The sequence below is a fragment of the Pseudoalteromonas sp. SiA1 genome (assembly GCF_018732205.1).
GTDB classification, from domain to species: Bacteria; Pseudomonadota; Gammaproteobacteria; order Enterobacterales; family Alteromonadaceae; genus Pseudoalteromonas; species Pseudoalteromonas tetraodonis.
Genome location: NZ_CP076084.1, coordinates 927,226 through 952,994, shown reverse-complemented (window position 1 = coordinate 952,994; position 25,769 = coordinate 927,226). Strand labels below are relative to the sequence as shown.

General features: G+C 42.3%; 25 protein-coding genes. 10 read left to right on the top strand and 15 right to left on the bottom strand.

Annotated elements, in window-relative coordinates:
• Window positions 1-2: 2 nt before the first annotated feature.
• Genes KK487_RS04390 through flgB form a run of 9 tightly spaced genes read right to left on the bottom strand, consistent with a single transcriptional unit; the run spans window position 3 to window position 6,712 of the window.
• A complete protein-coding gene (locus tag KK487_RS04390; RefSeq protein WP_016899397.1) occupies window positions 3-464 on the bottom strand; it encodes a rod-binding protein in 462 nt (153 codons plus the stop codon).
• Window positions 465-475: 11 nt separating this feature from the next.
• Window positions 476-1,585 carry a flagellar basal body P-ring protein FlgI gene (locus tag KK487_RS04385; RefSeq protein WP_013464384.1) on the bottom strand — a complete coding sequence of 370 codons (1,110 nt, stop codon included), beginning with the start codon at window positions 1,583-1,585 and terminating at the stop codon, window positions 476-478.
• Window positions 1,586-1,603: 18 nt separating this feature from the next.
• Window positions 1,604-2,326 carry a flagellar basal body L-ring protein FlgH gene (locus tag KK487_RS04380; RefSeq protein ID WP_013464383.1) on the bottom strand — a complete coding sequence of 241 codons (723 nt, stop codon included), beginning with the start codon at window positions 2,324-2,326 and terminating at the stop codon, window positions 1,604-1,606.
• 2 nt (window positions 2,327-2,328) lie between these two features.
• Complete coding sequence (gene flgG / locus KK487_RS04375) at window positions 2,329-3,114, bottom strand: flagellar basal-body rod protein FlgG (RefSeq protein WP_010391154.1); 786 nt, start codon at window positions 3,112-3,114, stop codon at window positions 2,329-2,331.
• A gap of 14 nt (window positions 3,115-3,128) precedes the next feature.
• Window positions 3,129-3,860, bottom strand: coding sequence for a flagellar basal body rod protein FlgF (locus KK487_RS04370; protein WP_013464382.1), 732 nt, complete (start codon window positions 3,858-3,860; stop codon window positions 3,129-3,131).
• 11 nt (window positions 3,861-3,871) lie between these two features.
• Window positions 3,872-5,200 (bottom strand): flagellar hook protein FlgE, encoded by a 1,329-nt coding sequence (locus KK487_RS04365; protein ID WP_215521993.1) that lies wholly within the window; start codon window positions 5,198-5,200, stop codon window positions 3,872-3,874.
• A gap of 18 nt (window positions 5,201-5,218) precedes the next feature.
• The gene (locus tag KK487_RS04360; RefSeq protein WP_013464380.1) at window positions 5,219-5,872 is read right to left on the bottom strand and encodes a flagellar hook assembly protein FlgD; all 654 of its coding nucleotides are present in this window, start codon (window positions 5,870-5,872) and stop codon (window positions 5,219-5,221) included.
• Between the two features lie 4 nt (window positions 5,873-5,876).
• On the bottom strand, window positions 5,877-6,293 hold the full coding sequence (flgC, locus tag KK487_RS04355) for a flagellar basal body rod protein FlgC (RefSeq protein WP_010391144.1): 417 nt from the start codon (window positions 6,291-6,293) through the stop codon (window positions 5,877-5,879).
• Window positions 6,293-6,712 (bottom strand): flagellar basal body rod protein FlgB, encoded by a 420-nt coding sequence (gene flgB, locus KK487_RS04350; RefSeq protein ID WP_081745136.1) that lies wholly within the window; start codon window positions 6,710-6,712, stop codon window positions 6,293-6,295. The genes flgC and flgB overlap by 1 nt, the downstream gene beginning before the upstream one ends.
• 59 nt (window positions 6,713-6,771) lie before the next feature.
• Here flgB and flgA point away from each other — a divergent pair, with 59 nt between their 5' ends.
• The 5 genes from flgA (at window position 6,772) to KK487_RS04325 (ending at window position 10,894) form a co-directional block, all read left to right on the top strand.
• Window positions 6,772-7,533, top strand: coding sequence for a flagellar basal body P-ring formation chaperone FlgA (flgA, locus tag KK487_RS04345; protein ID WP_215521992.1), 762 nt, complete (start codon window positions 6,772-6,774; stop codon window positions 7,531-7,533).
• A 93-nt stretch (window positions 7,534-7,626) separates the two neighbouring features.
• The gene (flgM, locus tag KK487_RS04340) at window positions 7,627-7,917 is read left to right on the top strand and encodes a flagellar biosynthesis anti-sigma factor FlgM (RefSeq protein WP_016899394.1); all 291 of its coding nucleotides are present in this window, start codon (window positions 7,627-7,629) and stop codon (window positions 7,915-7,917) included.
• The gene (flgN, locus tag KK487_RS04335) at window positions 7,914-8,336 is read left to right on the top strand and encodes a flagellar export chaperone FlgN (protein WP_016899393.1); all 423 of its coding nucleotides are present in this window, start codon (window positions 7,914-7,916) and stop codon (window positions 8,334-8,336) included. Before flgM ends, flgN begins: the two co-directional genes overlap by 4 nt.
• Window positions 8,337-8,842: 506 nt before the next feature.
• Window positions 8,843-10,360, top strand: a complete 1,518-nt coding sequence (locus KK487_RS04330; protein ID WP_008464416.1) for a DUF3360 family protein — start codon at window positions 8,843-8,845, stop codon at window positions 10,358-10,360.
• 336 nt (window positions 10,361-10,696) lie between these two features.
• Window positions 10,697-10,894, top strand: coding sequence for a CsbD family protein (locus KK487_RS04325; RefSeq protein WP_010391132.1), 198 nt, complete (start codon window positions 10,697-10,699; stop codon window positions 10,892-10,894).
• A 73-nt stretch (window positions 10,895-10,967) separates the two neighbouring features.
• On the opposite strand, the gene KK487_RS04320 is transcribed toward KK487_RS04325, so the two are convergent.
• From KK487_RS04320 to KK487_RS04305, 4 genes are all read right to left on the bottom strand, one after another.
• Window positions 10,968-11,663 carry an aspartate/glutamate racemase family protein gene (locus KK487_RS04320; RefSeq protein ID WP_128583249.1) on the bottom strand — a complete coding sequence of 232 codons (696 nt, stop codon included), beginning with the start codon at window positions 11,661-11,663 and terminating at the stop codon, window positions 10,968-10,970.
• 564 nt (window positions 11,664-12,227) lie between these two features.
• On the bottom strand, window positions 12,228-14,858 hold the full coding sequence (metH, locus tag KK487_RS04315; RefSeq protein WP_128583250.1) for a methionine synthase: 2,631 nt from the start codon (window positions 14,856-14,858) through the stop codon (window positions 12,228-12,230).
• 10 nt (window positions 14,859-14,868) lie between these two features.
• Complete coding sequence (locus KK487_RS04310; RefSeq protein ID WP_008465493.1) at window positions 14,869-15,939, bottom strand: homocysteine S-methyltransferase family protein; 1,071 nt, start codon at window positions 15,937-15,939, stop codon at window positions 14,869-14,871.
• Window positions 15,929-16,876, bottom strand: a complete 948-nt coding sequence (locus tag KK487_RS04305) for a homoserine O-succinyltransferase (protein WP_215521991.1) — start codon at window positions 16,874-16,876, stop codon at window positions 15,929-15,931. Before KK487_RS04305 ends, KK487_RS04310 begins: the two co-directional genes overlap by 11 nt.
• A gap of 224 nt (window positions 16,877-17,100) precedes the next feature.
• Between KK487_RS04305 and ettA the strand changes: the two genes are divergently transcribed.
• The 3 genes from ettA to KK487_RS04290 all read left to right on the top strand — a co-directional run bounded on the left by ettA (window position 17,101) and on the right by KK487_RS04290 (window position 20,240).
• Window positions 17,101-18,774, top strand: a complete 1,674-nt coding sequence (ettA, locus tag KK487_RS04300) for an energy-dependent translational throttle protein EttA (RefSeq protein WP_013464366.1) — start codon at window positions 17,101-17,103, stop codon at window positions 18,772-18,774.
• A 137-nt stretch (window positions 18,775-18,911) separates the two neighbouring features.
• Window positions 18,912-19,274 carry a PilZ domain-containing protein gene (locus KK487_RS04295; RefSeq protein WP_013464365.1) on the top strand — a complete coding sequence of 121 codons (363 nt, stop codon included), beginning with the start codon at window positions 18,912-18,914 and terminating at the stop codon, window positions 19,272-19,274.
• Between the two features lie 57 nt (window positions 19,275-19,331).
• Complete coding sequence (locus KK487_RS04290) at window positions 19,332-20,240, top strand: histone deacetylase family protein (protein WP_013464363.1); 909 nt, start codon at window positions 19,332-19,334, stop codon at window positions 20,238-20,240.
• Here the strand turns inward: KK487_RS04290 and KK487_RS04285 are convergent, their stop codons facing one another.
• Both KK487_RS04285 and KK487_RS04280 read right to left on the bottom strand, forming a co-directional pair.
• Complete coding sequence (locus tag KK487_RS04285; protein ID WP_013464362.1) at window positions 20,241-21,239, bottom strand: helix-turn-helix domain-containing protein; 999 nt, start codon at window positions 21,237-21,239, stop codon at window positions 20,241-20,243. It abuts the gene before it with no gap.
• A complete protein-coding gene (locus KK487_RS04280) occupies window positions 21,223-22,131 on the bottom strand; it encodes a GGDEF domain-containing protein (protein WP_013464361.1) in 909 nt (302 codons plus the stop codon). Before KK487_RS04280 ends, KK487_RS04285 begins: the two co-directional genes overlap by 17 nt.
• Before the next feature lie 285 nt (window positions 22,132-22,416).
• On the opposite strand from KK487_RS04280, the gene KK487_RS04275 reads away from it, so the two are divergent.
• The gene (locus tag KK487_RS04275) at window positions 22,417-24,723 is read left to right on the top strand and encodes a TonB-dependent receptor plug domain-containing protein (RefSeq protein WP_013464360.1); all 2,307 of its coding nucleotides are present in this window, start codon (window positions 22,417-22,419) and stop codon (window positions 24,721-24,723) included.
• Window positions 24,724-24,787: 64 nt separating this feature from the next.
• The gene (locus KK487_RS04270; RefSeq protein ID WP_013464359.1) at window positions 24,788-25,762 is read left to right on the top strand and encodes a metallophosphoesterase; all 975 of its coding nucleotides are present in this window, start codon (window positions 24,788-24,790) and stop codon (window positions 25,760-25,762) included.
• Window positions 25,763-25,769: the final 7 nt, after the last annotated feature.

Here is a 25,769-nt window from a genome sequence, read left to right as displayed (position 1 = left end):
AACTACCTAATCGTATTAGCATTCAATGGCTGAACAAACGCCGACCCTGCATAAATATCATAGCTTTTGGTGGGTTCAAAATTTTCAGCATCTTTATGATGATCATTAGCGACCAAGGTTTGGCTATTCTTAAATGTATTTTCTATCGGGGTAATTTTCTCATCAAACTGCTTAATAATCGCTTCGGCTAAACCCAATTGATGAGTTGAGGCCAAGTGCTGCGCAGTTTGGGCGTTATGCATGTCTCTAAATTGGGCTTGCTCGTTACTATTAAAAAAACCATTGTCACCGGCCATAGTTTTGGTGGTGCTGTCCATGCTTTTTAACACCAGTTGTAAAAAAATCGCTTCAAACTGCTCTGCCGCTTGCTTTACGCCTGTTTCACTGTTGCCGGTAATGTTTTCTAGGTGAGTGGGGTCTATCGCTAATGACTGAGATAATTGGGTTGATGACTCTATTTTCATGGCTATTTCCTTTAAATAACTAATAGCTCGGCTTCTAAAGCCCCAGCATTATCAAGTGCAATTAATATCGACATAAGCTCGGCTGGCGTTGCGCCAAGTGCATTTACCGCTTTAACTATTTCATCTAAAGAGGTGCCTTCAGGCCACAGCAGCATATTTCGTTGTTGTTGATCTACCGTGATATCACTTGATTGTGTAGCTGTGGTTTGGCCATTTGAAAACGGACCAGGTTGCGACACTTGCTCTTGTTCGCTAATGGTAATGGTTAAATTGCCATGATTAACGGCCGCCTGATTCACCCGTACAGTATCGTTCATTACTACAGTACCGGTGCGACTATTAAATACGATTTTAGGACGCTCAGAGCCTTGCTCTACACTAATGTCTTGTAGCATCGACATAAACGTGTTGCGGCTATTGGCATCGCTTGGCGCACTGACCACTAAACGCGCCCAATTTTCAGCAGTGGCCACATCGGGTCCAAATACTTTGTTTATTGCGCGCACGACATTGCGAGCAGTTTGATAATTTGGATCTTTTAAATTAAGAATTACATCGCTTTGGCTTTCATACATAGCCGTAACACTGCGCTCAATGATGGCGCCATTGGGAATAAGCCCCGAAGTAGGCACATTGACAGTCACCGAGGAGCCACTTTTACCACTGGCATTAATACCCCCTACCACTAAGTTACCTTGTGCTAGCGCATACACTTTGCCATCAACCCCTTTTAACGGGGTCAACATTAAGCTACCACCATGTAAGCTTTTTGCATCGCCTAATGAGTTCACAGTTACATCAATGGCTTGGCCTGGGCTTCCCATTGGCGGCAACGTAGCATGTACCGCAACGGCGGCAATATTTTTTGATTTTGGTAATCGTTCTTCATCTACAGAGACACCAAATTGCTTTAGCATATTACTTAACGATTGGCCGGCAAATTTCACTTGGGCTTTATCACCCGACCCCGGTAAACCTACCACTAGTCCGTAACCTACCAGTTGGTTTTCTCGCACACCTAGCACATCAACAATATCTAATAATGGACGTGCTTTGGCGGCTACAGTTGCAGGCGCTAATAGGCTAAAAAAGCACACTAGCATTAATAGTAAATATTTCATTAAAACCTCAGTAATCCCTTAAAACGGATTTAAGAATCGGGTAAATAAAGTGGTAAACCAACCTGGGCGATTCGCATCTGCCAAAGTGCCTTTGCCGGTATAACTTATTTGTGCCTCTGCAATACGAAGCGACGAAACACGGTTACTTACATCAATATCGCCTGGGCGAACCAACCCTTCAATTTCAATGTATTCATCACCTTGGTTGAGCTTAATTTGCTTACGCCCTTTAATAACCAGCGACCCATTAGATAAAACATGATTAACCCGTACAGTAATAGCGCCACTGAGGAAGTTTTGCTGGCTGGCACTGCTTTCACCGTCAAACTTAGCACTCGAGCCTATACCCAAATTAAAATCAGCTACATTGAGTGCACCTGCTACTGGCACAGAAACATCCAAGTCGGTACTTTTATCTAAACTCGAATCGGCACTTTTACTCGATTGCGTACGCTCGTTAAGCACCACAGTTAAAATATCGCCAACCCGGTAGGCACGTTTATCTGCATACAAAGAAAACATATAGTTATCTTGAAATAAGCTACCATCTTGCTGATTCAAACCCTGTGCATAGGCATCTTGGCTTATTTCATAGTCTTGAACTGATTTTTGAGTGGTGTTTTGTGGGCATTTCACTTCCCCATACACCACTTCGCATTCCACCATTTGGGTTTTTGATGGAGTGTTGCTGCAACCAGCAACACCTAAAAGCAGCAAAAATAATGTTAACTTATTCATCATAATCATACGTTTTGGTTTATAAAGCGCAGCATTTCATCTGCCGCAGAGACTACTTTAGCGTTCATCTCGTAAGCGCGCTGTACGGCAATCATGCTGACCATTTCATCAACGACGCTCACGTTTGAGCCTTCAATAGTAAATTGTTGCAAGCCCCCAAAAGCATCTTCGCCAGGGATACCCTCAACAGGTTCACCCGATGCCGCTGTTTCGCGGTACAAGTTGCCACCTAAACTTTGTAAGCCTGCAGGGTTTGCAAAGTTAACCGTTAACATTTGACCTAACTCTACCGCTTGCGCATCTTTACCCACTACCGCAGTAACGGTGCCATCGGTGCCAATACTCACTTTAGTGGTGCCCTCAGGCAGCGCAATATTTTGTGCCAATGGTAAGCCGTTGCTGTTTACCAGTAATGACTCAGAGTTAAGCTGAAACTGACCGTTACGGGTAAATAATAACTCGCCGTCAGGGCTTTCAATTTGAAAGAAACCTTGCCCAGCAATGGCCACATCTAACTGATTACTGGTTGTTTCAAAACTGCCTTCAGTAAATTGCTTTTGCGTGCCGTTAATACGTACACCGGTTCCCACCTGAATCCCAGATGGCAGCTGATTAAGCTCATCTACCTGCGCGCCAGGTTGTTTTTGTACTTGGTAAAATAAGTCTTCAAATACCGCTCTGTCTTTTTTAAAACCGGCAGTGCTCACGTTCGCGAGGTTATTAGATATTGTTGTCATTCTTAAATCTTGCGCTGCAAGACCGGTTTTACTCACCCATAATGCTGAATTCATGTTTGGCTTCCTGTTTATCCACGTCCACTGATGAGCTTATTTCCGCTGGTTGCTAGTTCGTCAGCAGACTTCATCATTTTTACATTCATCTCAAATTGGCGACTGATATTCATGGTTTTGATCATTTCAGCCACCGCATTCACGTTAGAGCCTTCTAAAGCACCAGTTCTTACTGTGATTGTTTCGTCGGCCTCAAGAGGCTGTAAATCGTTAGCTCTGAGTAAGCCATCAGCACCTTTGATTAAGTTTGCATCGGTACTGGCTAATTTAATTTGCGCATCTTCTGCAATTACACCACCGCCAATGGGGGTTAGGTTGATCATGCCGTTTGAGCCAATTTCAATATCACCAAACTCAGGAAGTTGAATATCGCCACCGTCACCTTGCACGCGACGGCCATTAACAGTAACAAAGCCATCGGCATCAACCACTAAGTTACCCGCACGGGTATAAGCAGGCTCACCGTTGTCATCCATCACCTCTAAATAACCGCCGTTGCTCAGTGCTATATCAAGATTACGGCCAGTATCCATGATTGGCCCTGACGATAAATCAGTAGTTACTGGTGTTAGTTGCGCGTGGTAACGAGTACGAAAGCCTTCGCCTTGTACCATCATTGATTGCGCTTGCTCTAAGTCGGCTTTAAAACCTACGGTGCTAACATTTGCTAGGTTATTTGCAGCAACACGTAAGGCGGTATTATTAAGTTCAGCACCCGAAACAGCGGTATAAATTAACTTTTCCACGCTCAGCTTCCTTAGGTGTTACTAAATAAAATTTGCATCATTTCATCAGCGCTGCTGATGGTTTTAGCATTGGCTTGGTAATTTTGTTGAAATGACATTAAGCCAACCAGCTGTTCACTAATATCGACGTTTGAGCCCATAAATGAACCCGATAGCAATTTACCCAAAGAGCCACTTTCTGGCTCGCCGTAGAGTGCAGAGCCTGACTCTTCAGTTTGATACCACACGGTATTACTGCCTTGCTCTAAACCATCAACATTCGCAAACGAGGCAAGTACAACCTGACCTTGTAATTTAGATTCACCGTTAGTAAATGTTGCAAATACACGGCCGTCGTCTTCAACTTTCACACCAGAAAACGCTCCTGAGGTATAGCCGTTGGCATCATTTTCGTTAACACTGAAACTTGAACCAAACTGCGTAGTGCCATCGAATTTAAGTGCGATATTTAATGCTGCAGCACCACTGGTTATTTCTGCATTACCAGGTGTTGAAGTAATAGGCACTTCTAAATCAACCGCCGTTAAATCGCCTGAAAACGGCACCATTTTTCCATCGGTATCAAAGTTAAGTGAAATGGTTCCGGCGTTAATTGAACCACCCGCACCATCATCAATAGCTTGAGAACCTGTCGTCGCACCAAGCGCTGAGAGCTGACCTTGAGTAAGGGGTTTACCATCTAAGAAAAACATCGCTTGCCATTCGTTACTACCCGTATGGTTAAAGTACTGGGTCATCACATGGCTATTACCTAATGAGTCAAACACTTCGGTAGATTGAGAAAAGTTATATTGGCTACCATCTTTAGGATCAAATACCGCAGGAGCTGTTGGATAAGCAATCACGTCGCTAGAAGAACTTAAGTTACCGTTAAAATTAATGTTTGTACTAGCTTGCGCTTCTATGTTTGAGGCTTCAATTTTTAAATCGGTTAATACACCCGGTACAATTGTCGGGTCACCACCATCAACTTGAGATACACCAAAGCCTTGCAGTTTGCCGCCGTTGGCATTAACAATATTTAAGTCGTTATCTAACTGAAACTGGCCAGCTTGAGTGTAAGCCGTTCGGCCGTTTTCTGATATGGCAAAAAACCCTTGGCCATCAATAGCGATATCCAGCGCATTACCAGTGCGCACAATTTCACCACCGGTAACAAAATCTTCTTTAACATTGGCAACTTTTACACCGCCGCGTTGGCTACCGTTATAAACCGCGGCAAATTCTGCAGTGTTATTTTTATAACCAGCAGTACCCGAGTTAGCAATATTATTACTGGTTACTTCTAATCCTGTTTGGGTACTTTTAAGACCACTTAATCCTATATTGAACATAGACATATTATTTATTCCTCTTATTTATGCCACTTGATTAATTTCAGTGATACCAAAATTACCCAAACCATCGACTTGCAATAAAATATCTTCTAACGACTTACCTACAGAAACACGCTCAACCTCACCGCTTAACCAAGTATCAAGCTGCTTTGGCACCTCTGCTGTAGTGGCATACGCTCTCACTGCATACGCACCGGCTTCTTGGTTTTCAAATTCAAAACGCAGCGAACCGACTCCTGAATAAGGCAGTTGTTTTTCTTCAACTAACTCACCATCTTGGTTATAAAGTTGTACTGTGACAGAGTCTGCGGCTTCACCTAAATTAACCATGCCTGAGACACTGCCATCTTGCTCAAGGGCAATACTGCTTGCTTGCACATCAACCGTTTGGCCAACCATATTGGTGGCTTCAAGCACCGCTAAGCTGCTCACATAATCCAATCCATCGGCGGTGTTTTGGCGAATGCTTTGTAACGACTCAACATTCGAAAACTCTGCAAGCTGGCTTACATACTGGGTGCCATCCATAGGCTGTAATGGATTTTGATTACTAATTTGCGCAACGAGTAACTCTAAAAACATGGTCGACATTTCATCTGCAGAACTATTACCGGCAATATTCGTGGTGTTTTTTGTGGCGTCTGCAGCGCTTGGAACGGCTGAATTAACTTGCATAATATTATTGCCCTAACTTAAGAATGCTTTGCTGCATGCTATTTACACGCCCCATTACTTCAACAGATGTTTGATAGCTGCGACTTGCAGACATCATGTCTGCCATTTCTTCAAGTGCATTTACGTTGGAGTAAAATACATAACCATCGTTGTTAGCTATTGGGTTGTTTGGCTCGTAGCGCTGCTCTACCGCACGGTTTGACTCAGTGATCCCTAGTACATCAACCGAGGCTGAAATTGATTGGCTGTCTTGAGTTTGTTTGTACAAAGCAGAAAATACCGGTTTAAGTGCCTTGTAAGCGTCGGCTTCTGAACCGGCTGCGGTATCGGCATTCGCTAAGTTAGATGCAATGGTATCGAGGCGAATAACTTGAGCGCGCATGGCGCTGCCGCTAGCGTCATAAATTGAATTAAAAGACATTATGATTTCCCTGAAATAACTTTATGTAAGCCATTTATTTTCATATTTAAAAAGGTCAAACTGGTTTGAAAATCCATACTGTTGCTAGCAAATTTTGCTTGCTCAATATTTAACTCAACAGTATTACCATCACTTGATGGTTGATAAGGAACGCGATATTTAAGTTCATCTGTTTGTACGCCAGCAAAATCAACATCTCTGTTTTGCGAAAAACTGGATGAAACACTTTGCATAATTTGACGGTAATCTACATCTCGAGATTTAAACCCTGGCGTGTCAACATTAGCCAAGTTACTGGCAATGATTTCTGCTCTGTCTAACCTTAATTTCATTGAAAAAGGGTGAACACCTAACGCTTTATCAAATAGTTCCATTGTTGCCTCTAATTTTTGTTTCTTGTATGCTTTCGCGCTTCGCATACACTTTCTACCTTGTGTATAACAACCTTTATGCCAACTTTTAAAAGTATATTTTTTCAATGACTTATATAAAAAAAGAGCAAAAAACAGCCCAATATACGGAAGCTGAACTTCCCCAAGGGAAGCGTTGGTTTTTCCGCTTACTTTTAACTATTGGACTACTGCCAGCTCATGCTATGGCCACCCCCATTAATTTTGATATAGAAATTCGGCAGTTTTTACAAAGTGAAATAAATAGCTATTTGCACTCGATTAATTCGCAGAGTCAGCAGCAAAACATAGAGCTATTTATTCCTAAAGGTAGCGAAAACCTAAACTGTGATGAGTTGCAAATCACTCGCTCACAAAGTCACACGCCACCCGCAGGCAGAGTAAGTATTTCTGTATCTTGCCCATCGCCTGCTTGGCGTTTTAGGGCCAGTGCCAAAGTAAGTGTGTGGATAAACCTAGTGGCAGCAAAACACACTTTAAACCGAGGTAAAGTGCTTAATAAGCAAGACTTAGAATATAAAAGCGTGGATTTAGGTAAGCACCGCCACCAAGGCGAAACCGGTATTGACCAGCTAGTTGGACTTACCGTTAAACGCGAGATTGATAAAGGCACGGTGATCTCCACCCGATACCTAGAAAAGCAGTATTTAATCAATAAAAATGAGCATATTTCACTGCAAATAAATACCGCTACTTTCTCAGCCAATGTTAAAGCCATTGCCCTTGAAGATGGTCAGCTTGGTGAGGTTATTAATGTAAAAAATTTATCATCAAAAAAAGTAGTTCAAGGTAGAGTAATTGCGCAAGGTGTGGCAGAGGCGGCATTTTAAAAAATGTCGAAATAAAAGTTAAGTAATGCTTGTACTTGGTCGCTGATATAAACTAAGCAATATAAATTCGATAAACGAATTAGGTAACAAACAATGAATATAAGCGCAATAACAACCACTGCGGTTGAGCAAAGCCAAAAAACAAATCAGCGTTCATCACTGGATGCAAAACCAGAGCAACAACCTGTAGCGGCCAAACAAGAGCAAGTAAATTCAGTGAGTGCATTAAGTAAATCAATAGACTCAACATTTCAAGATTTAGCTGCAAAGCCAGACGTTGATATGGATAAAGTAGCCCAAATGAAAGCGGCAATTGCCAGTGGTGAATTTAAAATTAATATTGATGAAACCGTTAACGCTATGGTTGAACTTCATAAAAAATGAAAACTGTAAAAGAGTATATTGTAAGTCTTCAACAAGACATTATTAAGCTAGACGCGTTAATTGAATTACTTGAAACGCAATACGAATTACTAAGCCAACGTAATGTGCAGCTAGAAACACATAATAAAAAAATGCTTGGCTTTTTAGAAAGCTTAAATGAATCGCACAACCAGCGCGATGGCTTTTTGGTGAGTTTAGGCTTGCAAGGTGGCAAAGAAGGCTTAGCACAATTAACCGCGTTGCTGCCTGCTGATATAAACTCGCTCACTACAAAATTATTACACCAGCTTGAGCTAAAAACCAAAACCTGCAAAATAATGAATGAACGCTCAGGGCAATTACTCTCAAGCCAACGTCGGTTGTTACAGCGTTTAACTGGCGGTGAAAACAAACAAGCGTACCCAGAAATGCCTTTATAAATACGTTACATAAAGGCATTTCTCGTTTAGTCACTTTGCGCCATATTTTTACTTTACTCCTATTATTACCTTTCAAAACCCTATCTTGAGTCCAAAAATAGTCGTTCCGTTAAAGCTTAGTATTGTTAGCTTTTGTGCAACTTTGCGGCTAATTGTATTTATAATAAGCAAATAGCGGCTAACGCCACCTTTATTAGACTAAAGAATGATTGCTGCTGAACCTGCTGATTTTATGACCTTTTTGCTATTCTGCATGGCAAGATCACACTGTAAAAACAAAAACATAAGCCATTGAATTTAAATAGCTTTTAGATTTAACAAGCCAGTTACAACACATCCCTTTGCTATTTTTGTTAACACTTACAAAGCGTTAAACTGGGCTATGCACGACCTTTTGCCTAATTACAATCTGTAGCAAGCTGTTTTACCCTGCGCACTCAATGTTCATTTGCTTTGTAAAAGCTGTATTTTTATTTTGAGTTAGCAACTAAGTTGCAGGAGAAGTCATGACCACCAAGCCGCTAGATGATAATTCATCTGATGCTATACCAGGAGCGGATACTCAAACCGTGTCCGATAGCTATGAAAATCTTCATAAGCCCAGCTCTGAGTTTGAAAGCCGCGACGCTTACCTAGAGCACGAACTGCAAATTATGCAGCCAAAACGCTGGCGTCCAAATTTACCATTTAGAGATTATCGCTTTGAATTTGAAGACACCATTCCTGCGATGGCCGCTACTATAGGTAAAGTAGTCATGGTTGCAGCCATTGCTGCCACGTTTGCAGGCCCTTTGGGTTTAAGTGATGGCTTTGTACTTGAAAACGTACGCTACGAACTTTTAATTGTTTCGCTATTTATTTTACTATTTTCGGGCTTTATTTTACCGACCGCTAACTTAGCGGGTACTCATGGCCCACTCATTCCATTAATTCCTATTGTGGTTGCCGCAGGTGGACATCCTATGGCCTTTGGTTTACTCATAGGTGCCTTTGGATTGATATTAGCATTTAGTAAAGGCGGCAGCCTCATGGCCAAGCTCACCAGTAAAGGGGTGTGTGGTGGCCTACTCCTCTATTTAGGCTTTGTGGGTACCATTTCACAAGTTAAAAAGCTGTTTGCATGGGCTGAAGAAATTCAAATGACCCATATTGCTTTTATCGTAATCTTAGCCACAATTTTACTTTATGCTTTATTGGAGCATTACAAAAAACGCTGGTTAGCCGTGCCACTGAGCTGTTTAATTGGTGGTTTTACTGCTTTTGCATTGGGCGCACCGTTTGAGTTTCATACCGCACCGGGCCTACCAAACATGAACCCTATGTACTGGTGGGGGGAAAACACTGGTTGGATGCTTGGTTTACCAACCGCTGAAAGCTTTGTAGTTGTACTTCCTTTTGCAGTTTTAGCGGTTGCTATGTGGTCGCCTGACTTTTTAGGCCATCAAGTATTTCAAAAAATTAGTTACCCAGAGCGTACTGAGAAAGTACAAATGAATATTGACGATACCATGCTTAGCGCATCAACAAGACAAACCTTTGGCTCGCTATTAGGCGGTGCTAACTTTGCGTCATCTTGGGGCACTTACATTGTTCCTGCTGCTATTGCAAAACGCCCTATTCCTGCAGGCGCTATTTTAACTGCGTTATTTTGTATTATCGCGGGTGTTTGGGGCTATCCAATGGACTTAGCTATTTGGCAGCCAGTATTATGTGTTGCCTTAATTGTAGGGGTGTTTATTCCACTACTTGAAGCGGGTATGGAAATGACCCGTGAAGGTAAAACCACGCAGTCGGCAGCTATTGTGGTGTTTGCATCAAGCCTAGTAAACCCAGCATTTGGTTGGTCATTAACTATGCTTTTGGATAACTTGGGCCTTATTGGCTGTAAAGAAAGAAGTGCTGATTTATCGCGAATGAGTCGCTGGGTCATCCCACTTATAATGTTTGTGTTATTAACCGGTGTAATGGCACTGGTAGGTATGCTACCTGGCATTCCTGCGCTAATGCCAAGCTTTAGACATTAATTCCTTTATTAAACAGCAAAGCGAGCTTTAATAGCTCGCTTTTTTTGTACTTATAAAAACCAGCACAGTGTACTTGCAATAATCCCCCATGAAGTAACAGCCCCTGAAGTCACAGTCCCTGCAATAATTACAAGCCACCCTGCAGAATTTTTATAAAGCTCGCCACCAGCTAAAAAATTTTACGCATCAAAAAACCATAAGCAGTTGATATATAAATAAAATTAAAAGTTTTATTTTCTGGTATAGCCTTTGCAACTTTATAAGTGAACGTTAAAAATCATTTTATTAGTAACGCTTTTAAAATGAAAAATCATCACTCTTAATAAGGAGCTAATTATGAATAGCGATCGTATCGAAGGAAATTGGAAAGAACTTAAAGGTAAAGCGCAGCAAAAATGGGGCGATCTTACCAACGATGATTTAGATAAAATTGAAGGTAGCCGTACCGAGCTTGTTGGTAAAATTCAGCAAAAATACGGTAAGTCGAAAGAGGAAGCTGAGCGCGAAGTAAATGACTTTGAGAAAGGTCATTAATATAAGCGTGTTAACAGCTTTACTTGCTAATAAAAAACCGCCAATTGGCGGTTTTTTATTATCTCAAGCTTAACTATTTTGCCAGTGCTAACTTCACTGCTGCCTCGGCATGTATTTTGGTGGTATCGTAAAGCGGAACCTGCGTATGTTGTGACTTTACCAACAAGGCGATTTCAGTACAGCCTAAAATAATAGCCTGTGCGCCTTGTGCAAATAAGCGCTCTATAATACGCACATAATCAGTTCGCGAATCGTCATCAATAATCCCTTGGCATAACTGCGAATAAATAACCTCGTGCACTCGCTTTCGCTCATTAGGCTCAGGTATTAATACCTCAATGTTATGCTTATTAGTTAAACGCTCTTTGTAAAAGTTTTGCTCCATTGTAAATTGCGTTCCCAACAACCCTACTCGCGTAATGTTATCGTGCTTTAGTTGCTCAGCGGTGGCATCGGCAATATGCAAAATAGGAATGGTAATATTACTGGCAATCTCATCGGCCACTTTATGCATAGTGTTGGTACAAATAAGTAAAAAGTCGGCACCACCAACCTCTACAGATTTAGCAGCCTTGGTGAGTAACTTAGCTGTTTGTTGCCAATCACCTTGATGCTGTAGAGCTTCAATTTCCGCAAAATCGACGCTCACCATACAAATTTTGGCACTATGTAGTCCACCCAATGAGTTTTTAACGCCTTCGTTTAAAGCTTTGTAATAACTGGCTGTTGACTCCCAACTCATACCTCCGAGCATGCCAATCGTTTTCATAAAATTGCCTTGTTTAAAAGTGGTTAAGAGCAAGCCGATTACTACACAGATATGCGACAAAACAATAAGCAAAGATACCTGTAAAGCCTTGTATAGCGAACCCTCTGACTCATTCTGCCTTACTGTTTTGCTAACTATCAGATGTTGACTTAACAACGAATTTTTCGAATACACAATTTAGTGGGAAATAAATTACCAAATAAATAGCTAGGAAAAGTAAAAACTCCATATAAAAAGGTAGATCTTTTAGGTTTATTATTGAATCAGTTAAATAGCGGCTAACAAACGATGTAATGAATGCAGATAAAAATATAATGACTAAGTTTGAAGTTTTTTTATTCATGTAAATCCTTTTAAAAAAGCTAATTGCTTAACATTACCCATTATCTTAGTTAGTGCCCCCTAAAACGGGAATTTATATATTGATTAATAATTCCACTAAATAAACTCTTTGTAAACAACCTAGTTCTTAAAATAAAAAACGAGCCTACCTTGGCTCGTTTTTGTTTTAACTGATAGCTGACAGCTAAAAACTGACCGCTTCAACTTTTGACCGCTGATCTTTTACTCCGGCTCATAACCCAAATTAGGCGATAACCACCTTTCAGCCTCTGCGAGCGTCATATTGGTTCGCTTGGCGTAGTCTTCCACTTGGTCACGTTGTACTGCCGCTACGGCGTAGTATTTCGCTTGTGGGTGTGAAAAGTACCAACCCGAAACCGCAGCACCTGGCCACATGGCGTACGAGCTGGTGAGCTGCATACCAATACGTTTTTCGGTATCGAGCAACTGCCAAATTTTCTTTTTCTCGGTGTGCTCTGGGCACGCTGGGTAACCCGGTGCTGGGCGAATACCTTGGTAGTTTTCGCGGATTAGCTCATCGTTACCCAGGTTTTCATCCGGTGCATAACCCCAATACTCTTTACGCACTTGTTCGTGCAAGTATTCAGCAAAGGCCTCGGCGAGCCTATCAGCAACCGCTTTTACCATTATTTTATTGTAGTCGTCTTGCTTGGCATCGAACGCATTGGCGAGGTCGTCCTCTTCTAAACCGCCTGTTACCGCAAACGCACCAAAGTAATCGGGTGTGCCTTTTGGCGCAATGTAATCGGCTAGGCAGTAGTTAGCAAAGTCGGTTTTTTCGGTTTGCTGCCGTAAATGACATGAGGTAGTTAATAGCTCTTTTCGCGTTTCGTCGGTGTAAATTTCTATATCATCGCCCACACGGTTTGCTGGGAATAAACCAATAACACCTAATGGTTGCAAAGTGCCTGATTTTTCAAGCTCATCGAGCATATCGTTGGCATCTTTAAACAAGCTTTGTGCTTGTTCGCCCACTACTTCGTCGGTCAATATGCGCGGATATTTACCGGCGATTGACCAGGTCATAAAGTACGGCGTCCAGTCTATGTATTTACGTAAAGTCGCGATTGATACATTTTTAAACTCAGTCACGCCCAACTTTTTAGGCACGGGTGGTGTGTAGTTATCCCAATCGAGCTTGGCTGCATTATCGCGGGCGCGCTGTATGGTAACTGGTTTTGAGCGCGGCTTTTTGCGTGCTTGTTGTTCGCGTACTTTGTCGTACTCGGCAGTGGTTTTAGCTAAAAATTCTGCTTTATGCTCTTTTGATAATAAATTAGACACCACACCCACGGCGCGGCTGGCGTTATTTACATACACTACGCCTTTGTCGTACTGCGGCTCTATTTTCACTGCGGTATGCGCTTTTGAGGTGGTTGCCCCACCAATCATGAGCGGCAGCTCAAAGCCACGACGTTTCATTTCTTTGGCAACATGTACCATTTCATCAAGCGATGGGGTAATTAAGCCCGAAAGGCCTATAATATCGGCTTTTTCGTCAATCGCGGTTTGCAGTATTTTATCTGCTGGCACCATTACGCCAAGGTCGATTACTTCGTAGTTATTACATTGTAGTACTACGCCAACAATGTTTTTACCTATGTCATGCACGTCACCTTTTACGGTAGCCATAACAATTTTACCGTTGGTGGCGCCTTCCTCTTTTTCGGCTTCAATGAATGGGTCAAGGTAGGCCACGGCTCGCTTCATCACACGAGCCGATTTAACCACTTGGGGTAAAAACATTTTACCGGCACCAAATAAATCCCCAACCACGTTCATGCCATCCATGAGTGGCCCTTCAATGACGTGAATAGGTTTATCGGCGCCAGCACGGCACTCTTCGGTGTCTTCATCTATAAAGGTGGTAATGCCTTTTACAAGGGCGTGTTCTAGGCGCTTTTCAACCGGCCATGTGCGCCATTCTAAATCTTCTACCCGCTCGGCTTGTGCCATGCCTGAATATTTAGGCGCAAGTTCAACAAGGCGCTCGCCCGCGCCGGGGTCGGTGTTAAGAATTACATCTTCTACAGCTTTACGAAGTTCTTCGGGGATGTCGTCGTAAACCGCAAGTTGCCCTGCGTTTACTATGCCCATATCCATACCCGCTTTTATAGCATGGTATAAAAACACCGAGTGAATCGCTTCACGTACTGGGTTATTACCTCTAAACGAGAACGATACGTTTGATACCCCACCCGACACTTTACAGTGCGGTAAGTTTTGCTTAATACGGCGAGTGCCTTCAATAAATTCTACGGCGTAGTTATCGTGCTCTTCTATACCGGTGGCAACGGCAAATATGTTGGGGTCGAATATAATATCTTCTGGCGGGAAGCCAATTTCATCAACCAAAATACGGTAACTGCGCTCACAAATTTCAAACTTACGATCGGCAGTATCGGCTTGGCCGTCAGTATCAAATGCCATTACAACAGCGGCGGCACCAAAGCGTTTTATAATTTTAGCTTGGCGAATAAACGGCTCTTCACCCTCTTTGAGTGAAATGGAGTTAACAATGGCCTTGCCTTGAATACACTTTAAGCCTGCCTCTATTACTTCCCATTTAGAGGAGTCGACCATAATAGGTACTTTAGAAATATCAGGCTCTGAGGCAATTAAGTTTAAAAACTTCACCATGGCCGCTTTTGAGTCCAGCATGGCTTCGTCCATGTTGATATCAATAACTTGGGCGCCATTTTCTACTTGTTCGCGAGCTACATTAAGGGCTGTTTCGTAGTCTTCTTCCATGATCAAACGTTTAAACATGGCCGAGCCAGTTACGTTAGTACGCTCGCCGACATTGGTAAATACTGCAATTTGTTGGGTCATTGGCGGCTCCTTAATTTAAGTTACAGGCTTCTAGGCCTGATAAACGCATACGCACTTCAAGCTCAGGTAATTTTCGTGGTGCTGTGCCTTCAAGCCCTTTGGCAAAGGCACGAATGTGCGCAGGCGTAGTGCCGCAGCAACCGCCAACAATATTAATAAAGCCCGATTTACCCCAATCTATGATCTCTTTTGCCATGTCGTCTGCTTCTAAGTCGTATTCTCCAAACTCATTGGGTAAGCCCGCGTTAGGATGAACAGAGACAAAGGTTTCGCACACACGTGATAGCTCTTCAACGTATTGGCGCAGTAAATCTGGCCCAAGGGCGCAATTTAAGCCAATTGAAAGCGGCTTAATATGGCGAATAGAATTATAAAATGCTTCGGTGGTTTGCCCTGAAAGCGTACGGCCTGAGGCATCGGTAATAGTGCCTGAAATCATCACTGGCAATGTGCGCCCTGCTTGTTCAAACGCTTCTTCTACCGCGAACGATGCCGCTTTTGCATTAAGCGTGTCGAATATGGTTTCGATTAAAATTATATCTACACCGCCCTCCATAAGCGCAAGGGTCGACTCAACATACGCAGTCACTAACTTATCAAAGGTGATATTACGATAGCCGGGGTCGTTTACATCCGGCGATAACGAACACGTTTTAGACGTTGGCCCTAAAACACCTGCTACATAGCGCGGTTTTTCTGGGGTTTTAGCGCTAAATTCGTCACATACAGCGCGGGCTAACTTAGCTGACTCTAAATTAACTTCACGGCTTATACTCGCCATGTCGTAATCTTCCATCGAAATGGTGGTCGAGTTAAAGGTGTTAGTTTCGATAATATCGGCTCCGGCGGCTAAAAAGCTGCGGTGTATATCAGTAATAATTTCAGGCTTGGTTAGGCTTAATAAATCGTTGTTGCCTTTAATAAGCACGTGCCAATCTTTAAAACGTTCACCACGGTAGTCTTGCTCTTCAAGCTTATGCGCTTGGATCATAGTTCCCATTGCACCATCTAAAATTAAAATGCGCTGTTTGAGCGCAGCGCTCAGCTCTTGATGCTTATTGTTTTGAGGATTATTCGGCATAGTTGTTAGTCCTTACGTCTTGGCTAACTAAGTTAATATCATAGGGTGTGGTTTGGTAAACGTAATAATTTAACCAGTTTGAAAACAGTAAAAACGCGTGACTTTGCCATGTTTTAGACGGTTGCTTGCTGGTATCGTCATCAGGAAAATAGTTTTCGGGCTTTGGCGCATCGGGACTTTTTTGTAAATCGCGCTCATATTCGGCTTTTAAACTGTCGGCATCGTATTCTGGGTGGCCGGTAATAAACACTTGGCTGCCCGATTTATTTTTAAGTAAATAAGCCCCGACTCGTTCAGAGCCCGCTAATACCACCAGCTCTTCACAAGCGTTTATTTTATCTATATCTATGTGGCCATAACGTGAGTGCGGCACTAAAAAGGTATCGTCAAAGCCGCGGGTAAGTGCACCATGGGCAAAGTAGCATTGATGGGTAAACACCCCGCAGAGTTTGTTGTCTTTTAAATCGCGCTTTAAATTATAACGGTGATATAAAGCCGCGTGGGCAGCCCAGCACGAAAACAAGGTAGAGGTTACATGCTGCTCGGCCCAATCAATAATCACTTTGAGCTCATCCCAATACGCCACTTCTTCATACTCTAAATGCGCGAGCGGCGCACCGGTAATTAATAGTGCATCGTAATTATTATTTTTCACTTCTGAAAAGTAACGATAAAAGGTATCTAAGTGTTGCTCTGAGTTACTACTGCTACGATGCGTGTCAAGGCGCAGTAGCTCTACATTTACTTGCAGCGGAGAATTAGCCAACAAGCGAATAAACTGTACTTCGGTTTCTACTTTATTAGGCATAAGATTAAGAATAGCCAAACGCATAGGGCGTATTTCTTGCGTTTTTGCACGCGTTTTTGGCATTACAAACACGTTTTCATGACGTAAACGTGCAATAGCTGGCAATTCGTCTTCTACTGTAATTGGCATTCTTAAAGCTCCTGCTCATAAAAACCGAGAATTAATACGCTCTCATTATGAACAGAATGTCAAAAATATCAACCTCTAGATGTATAGATGTCTAAATGAAGTTTATTCACGCGGTTTGTACAAATTGAATATGTACTTTAAAACAGCCCCATTCGTTGACTGTTTCACCTGTGAGCCACTACAATACAGCATTGAAATTTTTATTATTATTGAAGGCTTCTTCCATGGTTTTACCTGATAAGTTTATATTCTCGATGAGTCGAGTATCTAAGGTTGTGCCACCAAAACGCACTATCTTAAAAGATATTTCGTTGCATTTTTTCCCTGGTGCAAAAATTGGTGTGCTAGGTCTAAATGGTTCTGGTAAATCATCATTACTACGCATTATGGCAGGTGTTGATGAAGATTTTGAAGGTGAAGCTCGCCCTCAACCAGGCACTAAAATTGGTTACTTGCCGCAAGAGCCTGTTTTGGACGAAAGCAAAACAGTTCGTGAAATTGTTGAAGAAGCTGTGGGTGAAGTAAAACATGCCCTTAACCGCCTTGACGAAGTGTATAACGAATACGCAATGGAAGGCGCTGACTTTGACGCACTGGCAAAAGAGCAAGGTGAATTAGAAGCGATTATTCAAGCGCATGATGGTCATAATATCGATAACGTATTAGAGCGTGCTGCCGATGCTCTGCGTTTACCTGAGTGGGATGCTAAAATTAAGCACCTATCGGGTGGTGAGCGCCGCCGTGTTGCTATTTGTCGTTTATTACTTGAAAAACCAGATATGCTTATTCTCGATGAGCCAACTAACCACTTAGATGCTGAGTCGGTTGCCTGGTTAGAGCGCTTTTTACATGACTACGAAGGCACCGTTGTGGCAGTAACGCATGACCGTTACTTCCTTGATAATGTTGCTGGCTGGATTTTAGAGCTTGACCGTGGTGAAGGTATTCCGTGGGAAGGTAACTACTCTTCTTGGCTTGAGCAAAAAGATGCCCGCTTACAACAAGAGCAAAAATCTGAAAAAGCACGTCAAAAATCAATTGCACAAGAACTTGAGTGGGTGCGTTCAAACCCTAAAGGTCGTCAAGCTAAGTCAAAAGCACGTATGGCACAGTTTAGCGAGCTACAACAGTCTGATTACCAAAAACGTAACGAAACCAACGAATTGTTTATTCCACCTGGCCCACGTTTAGGTGACCAAGTATTAGAAGTAAACAACTTACGTAAAAGCTTTGGCGACCGCGTATTAATAGACGATTTAAGCTTTACCATGCCTAAAGGCGCTATTGTGGGTATTATTGGTGCCAATGGTGCAGGTAAATCAACGCTATTCAAAATGCTAAGCGGTGAAGAGCAGCCAGATAGCGGTAATATCAGCATTGGTGAAACAGTAGAACTGGCAACTGTTGATCAGTTCCGTGGCAACATGGACGAAAGCAAAACGGTATTCCAAGAAATCTCTGATGGCCAAGATGTACTAAAAATTGGTAACTTTGAGTTCCCAAGCCGTGCTTATGTTAGCCGTTTTAACTTTAAAGGTAACGATCAACAAAAGTTTGTTAAAGACCTTTCAGGTGGAGAGCGCAACCGTTTACACCTAGCTAAGCTGTTAAAAGCAGGCGGCAACGTAGTACTACTGGATGAGCCAACCAATGACTTGGACGTTGAAACATTACGTGCCCTTGAGAATGCTATTTTAGAATTCCCTGGTTGTGTCATGTGTATCTCGCATGACCGTTGGTTCCTTGACCGTATTGCTACACACATTTTAGATTACCGTGACGAAGGCCAAATTAACTTCTTTGATGGTAACTACACTGAGTACGAAGAGTGGCTTAAAAAGACCCTTGGCGCAGAAGCTGCACAGCCTAAGCGTATTAAGTACAAAAAAATTGGCTAACAGCCACAGTGAATAAGTTAAAAGCCCTGCATTTTATGCGGGGCTTTTTTATGCGAGCTATTTTTATCTTTGAGCAAATTGGCGTGTTGAGCATTACCAGCTATGCTTATTATAAATAACAACTTTATAAGATTATTATGCAAAACCGTCGGCAATTTTCTCGTATTATGTTCTCTACAGCAGCGCAATTGGAAACGGCTAGCTCCCAGTATGCATGTACCCTATTAGATATTTCTTTACATGGTGCACTGATCACTAAAAGCGATGCCTTTACAGGCAACAAAAATGACGAAGCAATATTACGTTTTACCTTGCCACAAAGCGATATTGAAATAAAAATGCCGGTGGTTATTCGTCATATCGAAGAAAATCATATTGGTCTTAAATGTCATAACATTGATATAGACAGCATTACGCATTTAAAGCGCTTGGTTGAACTAAACCTTGCTGATGAAACATTATTACACCGTGAGCTTGAAACGCTTATTTACCAAACATAAATAGACGCACTGCGTGAAGTTGATTACCATAATCAAAAATAATTAAACGACGCAGATATGAGTTTAAATCCCAATCTACCTTTAGTTTATCATCCTAATTACTCGTTTAGTTTTGATCCCAAACACCGCTTTGTAATGAGTAAATTTGCACAGCTACACCAGCATGTTAAAACCCTTGGGCTTGCTGGCAGCAATATCATAGAGCCACCACATGGTAGTGTTGAAGAGTTAGAAATAGTACATTGTGAAAACTACATTCACGATTTATGGCATAACCGCCTAGATGAAAAAGCCATGCGCCGTATAGGCCTACCTTGGTCACAAGCACTAATGAACCGCACATTTACCGCCCCATTAGGGACACTGCAAACTGCGCGTTTAGCACTTAAAAATGGGCTTGCGTGCCATTTAGCGGGTGGCACTCACCATGCCCATAGTGATTTTGGCTCGGGTTTTTGCATGGTGAACGATTTAGCTTATACCGCACAAACGTTAATTCAAAATCGTGAAGTCACCAACGTACTGATTTTTGATTTAGATGTTCACCAAGGTGATGGCACCGCAGCCATGCTGGCTCATCAACCTTATGCGTTTACCTGTTCAATACACTGTGAGAAAAACTTCCCATTTAGAAAGTCCCCTAGCGATTTAGATATTGGTTTAGCCAATAATATGCAAGACGCTGAATACTTAGGTATTGTTGACGATACGCTACAATTTTTATTAAACGAGCTTAACCCAGATCTGGTTTTGTATGATGCTGGCGTTGATATTTGGCAAGAGGATGGCTTAGGTAAACTGGATATTAGTTGGCAAGGTATAGAAAAGCGCGACCACTTAGTGCTTAAGCGTTGCCTAGCAAATAACACCCCTGTAGCCACTGTGATTGGCGGAGGTTATGACAGAGATCATCAGCGCCTAGCAAAGCGCCATGGCATTGTTATTGAGCAAGCGGCCAGTTTTTAATTATACTTTTAACTGACTCGGCGTAATACCTGTCCAACGCTTAAATGCACGGCGAAAATTAGGAATATCATAAAATGCTAAGCGCATCGCGACTTCTTCATTGCCTTGCTGACACACCCCCAGTAAATAAAGTGCTTTAAGTTTATTTTGTTCATCTTGTAATTGTGAATAGCTAAAACCATGCTGTTTCAGTTTGCGCTTAAAAGTCGCCGAGCTCATAGCAAATTGCTCTGCAGTACTAACGAGATTATTGTTTGTATTGTGGTAAATGGATAGGCAAACTGCCTCAACAAAAGACAAAGATACATTTTTAGGCAATTGACTTTGCGCTATGCACTGCTGCCACCGCAATGGGCTTGACTCTGGGTTTGAGCACTTAAGTAATTGTTTATTAAAGTGCCAACGGGTGTAGGGTTGTTCAAACCGAACCCGTAAGCCTATGTGCTGCTCATACTCTTGAATATGCCGCGGGCGCTTACAGGTAAAATCAAAATAACACTGTGGGTAGTGATCACTCACTTTTTTAAGTAAGCTAATTAACGCGGCACTATATATTTCAAAACAATAATTTTTTAATGACTCGTCCATACCGATACTCGGTTGCAAGTACAGATAAAAATCGTCTTGAAATATATGCTTACGGGTAAAAAATAAAGGCGCAATAACAGTGCGAATTTGTTGTAATTGCTTCAAAGCCATACCTAAACTTGGGCTTAAACGCACACTTTGCACTGCAGGGCTAACATCATTAACCAATTGATGACCCAGTAAAAAACCACTGTCGTTACTCTTCATTAAGGTTTTAAACTGGCTAATTAAAGCCAATAACTGCGATAAACTAAAACGCTGTGATAGGTCATATAAATCTTGCTCAAAAATACCCGTACCACGCAGCAATTTATGCAACGGGATCCCTCGTCCTTGAGCAAGCTCCACCAGCGCAGTGATAATCCCCTCGGCGCTGAGGTATTTATCGTCTAAGCTAATATACTGCTGCACCTACAAGCGCCTTTTGTTGTTGTAATTGTTGATGTAGCTGGCTGGTTTGCTGCACTGGATCTTGCTCTAAATCCATTGCCATGGTGGCGGTTAAAATATGCTGAAACTGTGCACCTTTGCTTTTTGCGACTTTAAACGCACAGTGATTAAGCGCCGCTTTCATTTGCGCTAATAGCTCTTTGGCTTGGCTTTGGCTGGTATTCGGCATAAGTACAATAAAGCAATCACCGGCATAGCGACATAGCACATCGTTTAATCGGCAATTCATTACTAATAAATCACTAATTTCTCGTAGTAACCTATCGCCTTCACTAAAACCAAACTGCGCATTAAACTTTGCAAAATCACGAATATCAATAACACCTAAAGTGGCGGATTGCTGCTCTGTTTGGCGTTGCTGCATCAGTGAATGTAAGTAGTTAACTCGGTATAACCCTGTTACAGGACAGACTTTTTCATGCTCTCGCAGATGCGCTTCTCGACGACGCAATTGACGATTTAAAACAAATTGTTCTTGATGCCAATAATAAAGCCCAACACTGGTAAGCGACATACCAAACGGCGCTGGCAGTGATTCAAACCAAGTGAGCCATAATTGTGGTGGTTGTTTTAACCACTCATCGAGTAAATCGAGCGTGGCGGAGAACATAAACAAACCCAAACCTAGCACCAATAAGGTGGTTACTTTGCCTGGCGGACGTGAAATAAGTAATGCAACTATCCAGCTGAGAGTCATCAACACAATCCCGCCCTCACCGACAATATCGAGCCACGCAATGTCTTGCCATTGCTTAAGTTCGCCAAAATAAGTACATATTGCTACAGCCATAACTAACAATAAAATGATGGTGTTGGTTAATTTTGCATGGTTGGTAAATGGGTTATATCGCATTAGGGTGGCTTCTTTAGTCTATGTTGGTCTGCATGCTAGCTTAGTCATGCTGTGTTCGTCAGGGTCATATTGGCTCATTGATATGACATTGAGATTAAAATTTATAGGTATTTAACCTAGTAATAACCATCTTTAGTGCGCTGGAGCCGTGTTTAAACAGCTCAAATGTCTGTTTAAAAAGCACTAAGTTGGCGTTTTGTCAGGAATTAACGGTAAAACTGTCACATTAGCGTCATTAACTTTTTTTAGTTTGCTCACCAAACCAAGGACAACCGGAGCAAATCAATGAAACAATTTAAGTTAAATGCTGTTGTGGCGGCGTTAGCACTGAGCCAATTTAGTGTTAGCGTGAATGCACAAGAACAAACATCACCAAGAGAACCCGAAGTAAAGGTTTCTGAAGAACTTGTGGTATATGGCGAGATTGGTTATCGCAACCGCTCGCAAGAACTAGCGCCCACGCTTGAATACTCACAAGAATACTTTCAGCGCTTTGAACCACTCACCGCAGGTGATGCATTAAAGCGTGTTCCTAGTGTTACTTTTTTATCTGATGTACTGGAATCAGACGGCGCACGTATGCGCGGTTTAAGCCCTGCTTACACAAAAGTACTTATTAATGGCGAGGAAGTTCCGGGCGCAGGTGCTGACCGTTCATTCTTTGTTGACCGTATTCCTGCAGAATTAATTGAGCGTGTAGAAATTATTCGTTCATCTAGTGCCAACCGCTCTGCCGATGCCATAGCAGGTACGCTTAATATTGTACTACGCGATGGCTATAGCTTAGACGGCGGTTATATTCGCGCAGGTGGCTTACGTTATGATGATGGCGAAATAAAAGAGAGCCTTGCGGGCGTTTACGGCACTGAGTTTGCAGGTGGGCGTTTACTGTTAGGCGCTAATTTACAAGGTCGTTATAACCCAAAACAAAAATCAAGTAGACGTTATGGCGATAGCCCTGAAAATAACCCGAATTACGCAACGGACGATTTTGATAACCGTGAAGATCAATCTGATACCCGTGATGGCGATGATACCTCTTTAAATGCCAGCTTTGAGAAGGTATTTGATAATGGCGGTAAGTTTGACATTAGTGCTATGTGGGTTGATACCGACCGTACTGAAGACGAACGCTCTTTTGAATACGACAACCCAACGGCAACGTCAGGCTCTGTTGTTGAAGGGGGTAATTTACTCTCAGATAACGCAAACGTTTCGTTTATTAATCAAACCAACTACAACATTAATTCTGGCTATGAATTACCTCTGCTCGGCGGTACCAGTAAATTTAAAGTGGGTTACGCCAGCTTTGAAGAGTCTGTTTACGAACAAGAAGTTGAGCTTGACACCTCAGAACTTCCAATGGTATTTGAAGAAGCAGAAGAAACCGTTGATATCGATGATAAAGAATGGTCATTACAATGGCAGCACAGCTTACTAGTAGGTGATTCAAAAGAAATTCAATTTGGTGCTTTTATACAAGGTAAAGAGCGCGATACAGCTATTTTTGTCGCTGAAGATGAGCTTGAAAAAGACTTTACCAATTGGGATCAATTTACTAAGAATCCACTGACTCTTGCCGGTTTTGACAACGCCTTTGAACCAGTGGCTGGTGGCGTTAATACCCTAGAAGAAGACCGTTTTGATTTATTTGCGCTAATCAAGCATGAAGCGGATGTGTTCTCGTGGGAGATGGGGGTGCGCTGGGAGTCAACTGATTCAAGTATTACTGATACCAATGAAGGCGTAACTGCCGAGAATGATTATGACTTTTTCTTACCGTCGGCTCATTTTCGTTACAGCGTCAGTGATAACGGACGAGTCAGCGCCTCTGTTGCTCGCAGCTTACGCCGCCCTGACTTTGACTACATGACACCCGCCTTACTTGAAAAAGAGCTCGCTGATAATGACTTTTTAGGTAACCCAAGCCTTAAACCAGAATCGTCTTGGGGTATCGATTTAGGTTACGAATACCGTTTAGGTAAAAGTGGTGTTGTTGGTGTAAACGTATTTTACCGTGACGTTAGCGACCTTATTGAAATTGCCAGTACCGGTGTTGAAGGCTCACAAGGCGAAGGCACATTTGTACTGCAACCACAAAATACTGGTGATGGCACAGTTCAAGGTATTGAGTTTGATTTATCAACTCCACTAAGCGCCTTGAACATGCCTAACACTGGTATCTTCTTAAACTACTCTTGGCTCGACAGTGAAGTTGAAGACAGCTTTGGTAAGCGTAAATTTAATGACCAATCTGATTATGTTTATAACGTAGGCTTTATCCAAGATTTACCAACACTTGGCGCATCATTTGGTGCAACGTACCGTAACCAAGGTGATGCATACGGACGCTTTGTGGGTGAAGAAGTGACAACCTCTTATGGTGCTGATTTAGAGTTATTCGTAGAAAAACGCTGGGAAAATGTAACGCTTCGCCTAGTTGGTTCAAACCTACTTGATGCCAGTAAAGATGAAGTTTTCAACAAGTTTGACTCTCTTGATGATCAAAATAATCGTAACTTTGATGAGTACGAGCTTGAGTCTGAAGAAGCAGGTCCAGTGATTCAAGTAATGCTACGTTACGCATTCTAATCACACGTACTGTCATTTTAAGCACGTATTGGCAAGCCATCGCGTGCTTTTTTGGAGATAGAACATGTTTAAATTGTCTTTCATAATGGCCGCGCTACTGTGCTCATCAGCGCTTAGTGCTGGTGAGCCCGTTATTTATAAAGATGCGCTATATCAACAACAAAAAATAGCCAAGTTAACTACGTTACCTAATAGCCTTAACTTTATGGTTATTGGTGATTGGGGACACAACGGCCACTTTTATCAAAAAGAGGTGGCTCATCAGCTAGAAATCGCCATGTACCAAACCGATGCCGATTTTGTTGTCTCGACCGGCGACAACTTTTACCCAAATGGTGTGGCAAGTGTGAACGATCCTCTTTGGCAATCAGCCTTTGAGAATATATACCACGGCCCTCACACATTTGAAGATTGGTATGTTGTTTTGGGGAATCACGATTACCTTGGTAATGCTCAAGCACAAATTGACTACACAGCAAAAAGTCAGCGCTGGCAATTACCAGCAAGGTACTACAGTAAAACATTTGCACTTGAAAACAACGAGCAAGTGTTAATGGTTTTTTTAGATACCAACCCGATTCAACCTGAATATAAAACCCGTGAAAAATACCGCTCAACCCAAAGTCAAAACTATCAAACACAATTGGCATGGCTTGAAACCCAACTTGCCGGCAGTAACGCAAAATGGAAAATTGTTGTTGGCCATCACCCGCTCTACTCTAGCGGTAAACGCTTTGGTCGCAACCAAGGTCTTCGCGACATTTTAGAACCTATTTTAGAACGCCATAACGTGCACGTTTATATCGCAGGGCACGAGCACGACTTGCAATACAATCAACCAAAAAATAGCAAGGTGGCTCACTTTGTCTCTGGTGGTGGCAGTGAAGCACGGTTTGTAAAACAACGTGAATTTACCCGCTACGCAGAAGCAACACCGGGTTTTTTAAGTATCTCAATCAATGGTGAAACGCTAACAATGAGCGCGATTAACCACCTTGGTGAAGTACGTTTTAGCACTGAAAAGCACCTAGATAAGTAAAGGATAA